An 8,537-nucleotide genomic window follows, 5' to 3' on the forward strand; every position below is an offset into this window, starting at 1 on the left:
AATGGTAGGCAGCCACTCTCACAAAGGAAACTGCCTAGACAATGCGTGCATTGAGTCTTTCTTCTCTCATTTGAAGACAGAAACGTTGTACTTTTCCCAGTGTAAAACAGAACAGGAGCTTCTTCAAGCTGTCCAAGATTACATTGGCTTCTATAACCATGAACGTTTCCAGAAAAGATTAAACCAATGTTCTCCAGTAGAGTACCAGAGAACATTGGTCGCTTAGGCTTTTTTCTTACTGTCTACTTGACAGGGTAAGTTCATGACAAAGGTCTTTTTTATTTATTCCATTGGCATACTTGTTCTTCTTCGTTTCGAACCTCCATGCCGTACTGATCGAGAAGGAATAGGTTCTTGTTGAGCAGGAGGTGCTTTGGGGGGAACATTGGAAAACGGCTGTATATTTGGGTTTACGGATTGTTTCACTTGTTGATTTACTTGCGAACTCACCTGCTGGAGTGTACTGCTGATGGGATTTTTTTTAACCCCTTCTGTCGGAAACATCTGTTGCATCATTGGCATCATATCATGTAATTTTGATACCGTTTGCACAAACTCTCGATACTCCTTATACTGGGAGAGCACTTTCATGATAAAGGTCGACCCATTTTCAGCATGCTCGTTGCACCATTCGTAAATTTCACGCTCGGTTTCATCTGTCAAATTAAAGGTGAGCGTGACATTACGTTTTCGGGTACCAAGCATCTCCCGTGTATCTTGTTCGCTCATCTTATCTTACCACCCTTCGGGGACCCACTCTAGAGCAGCAGCATGAAGCATTCCTAAGCAATCGCTATACAATGGGTTTGGCGCAACTTGTACATTTGGAAAGAACTTACGAATTTCAGGGAGCAATAACTCAGCGGCCCCACCAGAAACATAAAACATCTTTTCTCGAACATCTCCATATTCGTCTTCATATGGCAAATCCCAATGATATCCACCAACTTCAGAAAAAATAGCTTTAGCAATAGCTTCTGCACGAGTGTCTTTGGAAAAATTACGAAACTTTTCCCAAGAAATGTTAGAAGAAGAGCCAGATTGATTGTGCACATATCGTCCGTTGTGGTCATAGGTAGCAAAATTTGATTTCTCTGAACCAATCGCCATGATGTGCACGACTTTTTCTTCTGTTTCCTCTTCTGGAGTCACATAATAAGTAGCTCCACCCTCCACTCCTACAAGGACATCCAGGATTTGAATTCTCCGCTCCACACCATTTACGGTAACAAAGTGCTCTCCCAATAACATCTGTTTCAATTTTTTAGCATCCGAACGATGGTTTTCTATTGGTACAACTGTACCTACCTTTACATTACCTGCTACTCCTAGACGATGTAACATGGTTAAAGTAAAAATAATATTCTGTTCATGTGCTTTTGAATCCTGCTTCGCTTTTTTCGCATGGTTACCCGCTCTACGTGCCAAATCACCTACAAAAAAAGTCCCTTTTTCTCCCTTTCTACCAATTTGAACAATCATATCTTCATCTGAATTAGCGTGAAAATCCAAATCTACGTATTCCCCAATGTAACTAAAAAAATCATCTGTATGTACATGTTTTCCTTGAATTAAAGCCCCTTTTACTTTATGGCGTCCATTATCGGTTACTGCAATGGCAAACTCATTTTTTCCATCAAAATAACTCATGCCGTCACTCCTTATGTATATTCCTCTTAATTATGATAAGCCATTAACAGATGTTTTGCTATATTTCTTTGCTATTACCGCAAAGTTTCTTTTAATGAACGCACTATTTTCTTCTCTAGAACAAAAAAGGGAACGGAAAAGTCCTAATTTGGTATAGTAAACTGCATCATTTTTAAGAGAATATACCTTGGAGCCTCTAACTAACTTAACCAACTAGACTTTATGTTTATGTAATAAGACAAAACTGAAATAATTAAAATATTATTGGGCAAATCCAATGATTGCCCAATATGTAATACTCCCTTAAACTCAAACCATTTTACTTCTCTGTAAGAACTACTTACTATTTTCTATATTTTTGTCTTTTCCCCCACGGTTTTAAGTAAGTAATGGTGGTGAGAAAGAATAAGATTGCAAACACGATTATTATCCCGATAAAAATCATTTTTTGACTTTCGACATATACTGGATTTTGCAAAGGATCGATTCCTTTTTTATTTAACTCAACTTGAGATGTTTGGATCCAAGAACCTATAAAAGTACTTCCAAATAGAATTGTGGTCATATTACCGATCCACTTAGCTATAACCCAGTAGTAGGTGGTCAAGCCCCATGTACCTATTGCTAACCATATCCCTGTCGTCAAAGACCCCAGTGCACCCGGAACAATCAAAAACAAATCAAAGTTATGCATAAAATAGTGAGCTGCGTACATTAATTCATTGTCTGTTGTATTCAAGGAGAAAATCGAAAAGAACAAAATTCCTAACACTCCTGTGAAATAAACAATTACAAACGTTACATGGGAAATGACCCACCATCTTTTTTGTTTTGCATTAATCTTGATCCATTTTTTTTTGCCAAAAATCAAGATGGGTACAGTCAAAATAGTTATAGATAATAAAGTCCATAAAAGTCCCATTAATACCTCTATCATTGTTCTCACTCCATCACTAAATTTTGTTCTCTGATATATGAATTCATTATAAAAAAACTCCACTGACACTTACCGTCAGGGAATATTGGGAAACAAATAATTCTAATTAAGGGAAAAGATGAATAGAAAAATACTCTTGATCCGAAATCAACCAAGAGTACACTTTCACTTTACTTAGACTACATGAATATCTTTTTTCGCCGTTTTCTTGCTACATAGTAATGAATAGAGGAATCAGGGTCTTCATTTTTGATGAGGTTAAACACCTCCCACCCTTGATTGAAAAGTTGGAAAAATAGGGAACGTGTAAAAGTCCTCCATCCATGTAACTCTGTTCGAGAACGAATTGTTTTTAAATTAGAAGGTACAGGTATGAGAACATACGGATACCTCTCTAAAACGGCAAAATTCAACTTTGATAAATCATTTCTATCGATCTTATAAGATTGATCAAGGTAATTATCTGGTATTTCCGAAGATTCTTGACCAGAATCATTCAGATCCCAACGAGTTAGAAAACGATCTACTGATAATCCATCTTCATCACACTCGTAACAATTTTTTAGATACTCTGAAGATACTGCACCCATTTTATGAAGATACACATAGGCATTCACGCTTTCCAGCGGTTCATAGGTCCATATAATCTCGTTATAGCCTAAATTTTTAGCCTCTTCTTTAACAGATTGCATCAAAGACTCTCCAATTTTCTGATGCTGATATGCAGGGAGAATACCAATATTTTGCAAGATCAGATAAACTTTATTTGGTTGATAGCCCGGAAAACCATAAGCATAACCAACCATCTGATCATCTCGGTAAGCTCCTAAAATAATTCCACCATGATTGGATATAAATTTCATATGATCCAAAGCTACTTCACCATCATTTGGCCAAAGTTCATGTCGAATGACAGCAACTTCTTTTAATTCTTCATATGTATGAATTCTTTTAATCAATACTTGATTATCTGTCAACAAAAAAACACCTGCGCTCATTAGAAGGTATGAATATACTGATCCCGGTCGACCCATCTGTATCGATGGGTCGACCGGGCAGTCTGAACGGTAGAAGATCAGATGTAGGGGATGAAGATGAAAAAGATCAGGAAGATCAACCCCATCGCCTTCATTACCCAGCCGCTGACCATCTCGAAGGTGCCGGTCCCGAACTTCAGGTCGACCTCCTTCTCCATCCAATCCATCAACTCCACCATCAGAAAGTAGAGAAAGGGGAAGGAAGACAGGAAGAGAAGAAGAGCAGGATCCATACCAAGGTGGTAGAGAATCCCGTAGGTCGCTCCGATCAGCAGGATGACCGAGATGAGACGAAAGAGGAACTTCGTGTACCACGTGTGCTTGATGACAAAGGTAGCCCAGCCAACGTTCAGCCAGTACTTGGTCATCAGCTTCTGTCCCTTCAGCTGCACGATGGTGTAGATGGACAGCATGTACTGCACAAAAGAGCCCATCTTCTGCACAAGGGTGTTAGCCGGCATGTACTTACTCCTGATCCTAGCCATTCAGACTTATGATGATATCTCTATTATAATTCGAATTAATAATCTATGCTATCCGAAAACAAAACTTTAAGTTTGGTCATCATGCCGCTTTTTATTATTTCTTTTTTTGAAACAAACAACCACTCCCTTTTTTATAAGAAAGTGGCTTACTAAGCAAAAAAATTAACCGAATTAGGCTATATTACTAGCAAATCGTATTTGGATGGTGAAGGAGACAGACTCGAACCTGCGATCCCTTCATTACGAAGGTAATGCGCCAGTGTTATTTCGTTAACCTTAATGCAGGAAACCCAATCGGGATTTCAAAGTTTTTCACTGTTCCTTCATTTACCCTTAGTTCTCATTAGTGCGTGGTCCATTTGTTTGTCAACCTTGTCTGCTGTTTGTGTTTTTTATGCACTCAAGGCAAGCAAAAACAAAGAACATCGGTTTGATTGAAAACTCCGGATTTCCTTCTCAATACGGAAGTTGATTTAAACAAAATTCTCTAACACAATTTTTCCAATCGTACGGCCAGATTCTACTGTTCTATGAGCTAAACGCAAATTACTAGCATTGATCGGTTCCAAGGTATCCATTACAGTAGGTTTGATCTTATCATCGTCAACTAATTGTGCTTGTAGCTGGGCGTTTTAAATTTTCCGGAATATTTTTGGAATATATCTAAATTACTAATTCACGGCTCTATCTAAATGATAGAGTCTTTTTATTAGCCTTAATATACGGCAGTGCGTAATCAAAATGTGGTCCATTGACATTCTGGTGGGCAGCTTGATTTCTCTCTCCTAAAAACGAAGAAAACCCCTGTAAACACAAGGGTTTTAGATGGTGCTGGAGACAGGACTCGAACCTGCGACCCCTTCATTACGAGTGAAGTGCTCTACCAACTGAGCTACACCAGCATATTTTTTTACAATACTACAAATTATAAAAGGGAATAAGAAAGTTGTCAAGAAGTGAGTAGTGAAGTTTTTTTAAAAATATATAAAACGAAAAGAGTGAGTGAATTGGCCAAAAAGCACAACTCACCAGAAGTATTGTCTCGTGAGTTACAAAGCCGACATATCGAATTAATTGCTTTAGGTGGAGCTATAGGTGTTGGTTTATTTCTTGGATCGGCAACAGCAATCAAATCAGCCGGCCCCGCTATTATTGTTAATTATATCATTGCAGGAGTTATCATCTTTCTTATTATGCGAGCTCTTGGGGAACTGGTAATGTATAAACCTGTATCTGGATCCTTTAGTACCTATGCCGCCGAATTTATTGGTGATTGGGCTGGGTTCTTCACAGGTTGGACCTATTGGTTTATGTGGATTGTCATAGGAATGGCCGAAATAACCGCTATTGGTAAATATGTGAATCTATGGTTTCCAAAGATAGATACTTGGATTCCAGCTCTAATCTCATTAGTGGTAATTTATCTAATCAATATGATCGCTGTAAAAGTTTTTGGTGAAGTAGAATTTTGGTTTGCTATCATTAAGGTTGTTACCATCCTTGTGTTAATTCTTGTTGGATTACTCATCATCTTTACAGGATTTGGGAACAATGGACACGCGACAGGATTCTCTAATCTATGGTCTCATGGCGGTTTTTTCGCCCAAGGTTTGAATGGATTGCTTCTATCGCTGCAAATGGTCATGTTTGCTTTTATAGGTGTAGAACTCATTGGGATAACAGCTGGAGAAGCAAAAGACCCCGAAAAAACGATTCCAAAAGCAATTGATAGTGTGATTTGGCGTATTTTGATTTTTTATGTTGGTTCTCTAACCGTGATCTTGGCCATTTATCCTTGGACACAACTACAAGAAAACGTAAGCCCATTTGTACTGACTTTTGAAAAAGTCGGGATCGTTGGGGCAGCAATGATCATCAATATGGTTGTTTTAACCGCTGCTTTATCTTCTTGTAACAGTGGGGTTTTCAGTTCTGGACGAATGCTATTCAATTTATCAACGCTGGGACAAGCACCTTACGGATTCCAAAAGGTGAATCATCGAAGCATCCCTTCCAAAGCGATTACTGTTTCTACCCTTTTTCTACTGATCGGTGTTGCATTAAACTATTTTATACCGCAAAAAGCATTTACCTACATTACCAGCATTGGAACAGTAGGCGCAGTGTGGACATGGATTATTATCATGTTTGCACATCTCAAATACCATCAAAAAGTAAAAGAAGGAAAGATCAAAAGAAGTCATTTCCGCATGCCAGGTGCTCCTGTAACTAACTGGATTGTCATTCTTTTCTTGATTGGTGTACTGATATTGATGGCATTTGATGCAGGAACAAGAATTGCTCTAATTGTTGGCCCTATCTGGTTTATCATCCTAACAATAGGTTATCAAGTAGTAAAACGAAAAAAGCTTGCACAATAGAAAAACTGGCGTTCTTACGAGAATGCCAGTTCTTTTGTTTTGACTATTAGAGAAAATCATATAACATTAACAAGATTGCTACTAAAATAACAGAAAAAGTATGTCATAATAGTACATATAGTAAAGAAGAGGTGAAAGAATGACGATTTTACAAAACGACTGGTCAGAAGTATTAGGAACTGAATTCGAAAAAGCCTATTACAAACAACTCAGACAATACCTAGTAGACGAGTATAATACGCAAGTTATCTATCCTTTAAAAGATGATATTTATAATGCACTTCATCTGACTCCTTATGCAAACACCAAAGTAGTCATTTTGGGTCAAGACCCTTATCATGGTGAAGGACAAGCGCATGGTCTTAGCTTTTCTGTTAAGCCAGGGGTTAAACAACCACCGTCCCTAAAAAATATTTTTAAAGAACTTCAATCTGATCTAGGACATTCGATTCCAAATCATGGATTTCTAGAATCGTGGGCTAAACAGGGTGTTCTTTTATTAAATGCTGTCTTGACGGTCCGAGAAAAAACCCCCAATGCGCATAAAGGACAAGGTTGGGAAAACTTCACAGATGAAGTAATACATAAACTAAATGAACGCGACAAACCGATTGTATTTATTTTATGGGGAAAGTATGCACAAGCTAAAAAAGCGTTTATTACCAATAACCATCACCATATCATTGAATCTGCTCATCCTAGCCCATTGTCTGCACGAAATGGATTCTTTGGTAGTAGACCATTTAGCAAAACCAATGAATTTTTACGTAGCATTGAAGAACAAGAAATCGATTGGTCCATTGCTAATCTTTAAAAAAACATTTTTTTGTTTAGAGGGAGATTAAAGAAAACCGATATATCCACATATCGGTTTTCTTATTTTCTACTTCTATTGAATTCAAATGCCAATTGCAAAAAGGGTTCTAGGAGTACATTCATGCTGTACATAAAAGCATCTAATGTTTCCGTCTTCATTCAAAATAAGTCTAGGCTATCCAAATCAACAATTTCGATAATTTCTCCTTCTTCTGCCTTTTTCTCAATCCATTTCGGAGCGTAAATCACTTTTTCTTGAGCAATATAACTAGCTATTTGAGCATTTTCCTCAGAGAGGGCTGTAATCATCTTGGTTATAGCGATTCCTTCTTCAGAACTAAGGATATCTCTCATCACTTCTACCGATTCAAAATAGGTCTCAGTCATAACATGAATATCATTCAGACCTTCTGGTTGTTTGTCAGATGAATGATACAAATTGGTGTAATGCATTTTTATGATACCAGGTATACTTAATATCTTAGGAACAAGTACTTTTGTATAATACTTTTCAAACTCATCCAAATCCCACACATTTTTATATAAACCCTGTATTTTGATCATCGATAATCCTCCCACAAAGCCATATGTAAAATAACAGAACTTATCTTCACAGTTACTTGGTTGTCATTTGCTGAGTAAGTTTTAAGTTGTTCTCCAATATTTATGTAATCGGGATAATATCAATCTATTTCCATTTTTATTTGTGTAATTAATAATGTATATTCACTAATTATATAATACTAGTATATTACATACTCGTTAATTATTGTATAAATATTATAAAATTATAAATTTAGGGCATCTAGTATTTCTTTGTTAACTATCGATATAAAAAAGAAATATAGATTTGATTTCCATAAACAAAAAAGCCTACCAAGTCACCATTTCTCAAAACTTGTTAAACAAGTCCTGTTTCTTTCCACCATTCCCCTTACAAAACTTCGTAAACAAAAAAGCCTACCAAATGGTAGGCTTTCGTTTGCTGCCTGGCAATTACTTACTCTCCCAGGACCCTGCGGTCCAAGTACCATCAGCGTGAGAGGGCTTAACGGTCGTGTTCGGGATGGGAACGAGTGGAACCCCTCTGCTATGATTACCAGACGTATTTACTTTTTGTAAGGAATGCTTTCGCACTTCCAAAATCGGATAGGAAATGATGTTGTTGCGTAGGAGAAGCCCTCGACCGATTCGTATCTGTCAGCTAAACACATTGCTGTGCTTACACCTC

General features: G+C 37.5%; 9 protein-coding genes, 1 tRNA gene, 1 rRNA gene and 1 pseudogene. 4 read left to right on the plus strand and 8 right to left on the minus strand.

Annotated features, from left to right (window positions below):
• Window positions 1-226: IS3 family transposase (locus A3GQ_RS26455; RefSeq protein WP_083964348.1), on the plus strand; the 226-nt coding region annotated here is incomplete at its 5' end.
• Between the two features lie 56 nt (window positions 227-282).
• Here A3GQ_RS26455 and A3GQ_RS0120765 read toward each other — a convergent pair.
• From A3GQ_RS0120765 to A3GQ_RS0120780, 4 genes are all read right to left on the minus strand, one after another.
• Complete coding sequence (locus tag A3GQ_RS0120765; RefSeq protein ID WP_028778671.1) at window positions 283-729, minus strand: hypothetical protein; 447 nt, start codon at window positions 727-729, stop codon at window positions 283-285.
• A gap of 6 nt (window positions 730-735) precedes the next feature.
• Window positions 736-1,650: a ParM/StbA family protein gene (locus A3GQ_RS0120770; protein ID WP_028778672.1), complete on the minus strand. Its 915-nt coding sequence runs from the start codon at window positions 1,648-1,650 to the stop codon at window positions 736-738.
• 343 nt (window positions 1,651-1,993) lie between these two features.
• The gene (locus A3GQ_RS0120775) at window positions 1,994-2,587 is read right to left on the minus strand and encodes a hypothetical protein (RefSeq protein ID WP_051272192.1); all 594 of its coding nucleotides are present in this window, start codon (window positions 2,585-2,587) and stop codon (window positions 1,994-1,996) included.
• A 179-nt stretch (window positions 2,588-2,766) separates the two neighbouring features.
• A complete protein-coding gene (locus tag A3GQ_RS0120780; RefSeq protein WP_028778674.1) occupies window positions 2,767-3,564 on the minus strand; it encodes a GNAT family N-acetyltransferase in 798 nt (265 codons plus the stop codon).
• Between the two features lie 29 nt (window positions 3,565-3,593).
• Between A3GQ_RS0120780 and A3GQ_RS0120785 the strand changes: the two genes are divergently transcribed.
• A complete protein-coding gene (locus A3GQ_RS0120785) occupies window positions 3,594-4,121 on the plus strand; it encodes a hypothetical protein (protein WP_028778675.1) in 528 nt (175 codons plus the stop codon).
• Window positions 4,122-4,582: 461 nt separating this feature from the next.
• Here A3GQ_RS0120785 and A3GQ_RS26460 read toward each other — a convergent pair.
• Both A3GQ_RS26460 and A3GQ_RS0120790 read right to left on the minus strand, forming a co-directional pair.
• Window positions 4,583-4,726: pseudogene (locus A3GQ_RS26460) on the minus strand (zinc-binding dehydrogenase); the annotation flags it as partial.
• Window positions 4,727-4,935: 209 nt separating this feature from the next.
• Window positions 4,936-5,011 (minus strand) — tRNA-Thr (locus tag A3GQ_RS0120790).
• Window positions 5,012-5,116: 105 nt separating this feature from the next.
• On the opposite strand from A3GQ_RS0120790, the gene A3GQ_RS0120795 reads away from it, so the two are divergent.
• Complete coding sequence (locus A3GQ_RS0120795; protein ID WP_028778676.1) at window positions 5,117-6,490, plus strand: amino acid permease; 1,374 nt, start codon at window positions 5,117-5,119, stop codon at window positions 6,488-6,490.
• Between the two features lie 139 nt (window positions 6,491-6,629).
• On the plus strand, window positions 6,630-7,304 hold the full coding sequence (locus A3GQ_RS0120800; RefSeq protein WP_028778677.1) for a uracil-DNA glycosylase: 675 nt from the start codon (window positions 6,630-6,632) through the stop codon (window positions 7,302-7,304).
• A gap of 161 nt (window positions 7,305-7,465) precedes the next feature.
• On the opposite strand, the gene A3GQ_RS0120805 is transcribed toward A3GQ_RS0120800, so the two are convergent.
• Complete coding sequence (locus A3GQ_RS0120805) at window positions 7,466-7,870, minus strand: EthD family reductase (protein ID WP_028778678.1); 405 nt, start codon at window positions 7,868-7,870, stop codon at window positions 7,466-7,468.
• A 423-nt stretch (window positions 7,871-8,293) separates the two neighbouring features.
• A 5S ribosomal RNA gene (gene rrf, locus A3GQ_RS0120810) occupies window positions 8,294-8,410 on the minus strand.
• Between the last annotated feature and the right edge of the window lie 127 nt (window positions 8,411-8,537).

This window comes from Shimazuella kribbensis DSM 45090 (assembly GCF_000428065.1).
In the GTDB taxonomy this organism is placed as follows: domain Bacteria; phylum Bacillota; class Bacilli; order Thermoactinomycetales; family Thermoactinomycetaceae; genus Shimazuella; species Shimazuella kribbensis.

Excerpts from the sequence above, each read along its gene's own strand:
- A3GQ_RS0120765 (WP_028778671.1), bottom strand. The coding sequence starts at position 729 with ATGAGCGAACAAGATACACGGGAGATGCTTGGTACCCGAAAACGTAAT.
- A3GQ_RS0120770 (WP_028778672.1), bottom strand. The coding sequence starts at position 1,650 with ATGAGTTATTTTGATGGAAAAAATGAGTTTGCCATTGCAGTAACCGAT.
- A3GQ_RS0120775 (WP_051272192.1), bottom strand. The coding sequence starts at position 2,587 with ATGATAGAGGTATTAATGGGACTTTTATGGACTTTATTATCTATAACT.
- A3GQ_RS0120785 (WP_028778675.1), top strand. The coding sequence starts at position 3,594 with ATGAATATACTGATCCCGGTCGACCCATCTGTATCGATGGGTCGACCG.
- A3GQ_RS0120800 (WP_028778677.1), top strand. The coding sequence starts at position 6,630 with ATGACGATTTTACAAAACGACTGGTCAGAAGTATTAGGAACTGAATTC.
- A3GQ_RS0120805 (WP_028778678.1), bottom strand. The coding sequence starts at position 7,870 with ATGATCAAAATACAGGGTTTATATAAAAATGTGTGGGATTTGGATGAG.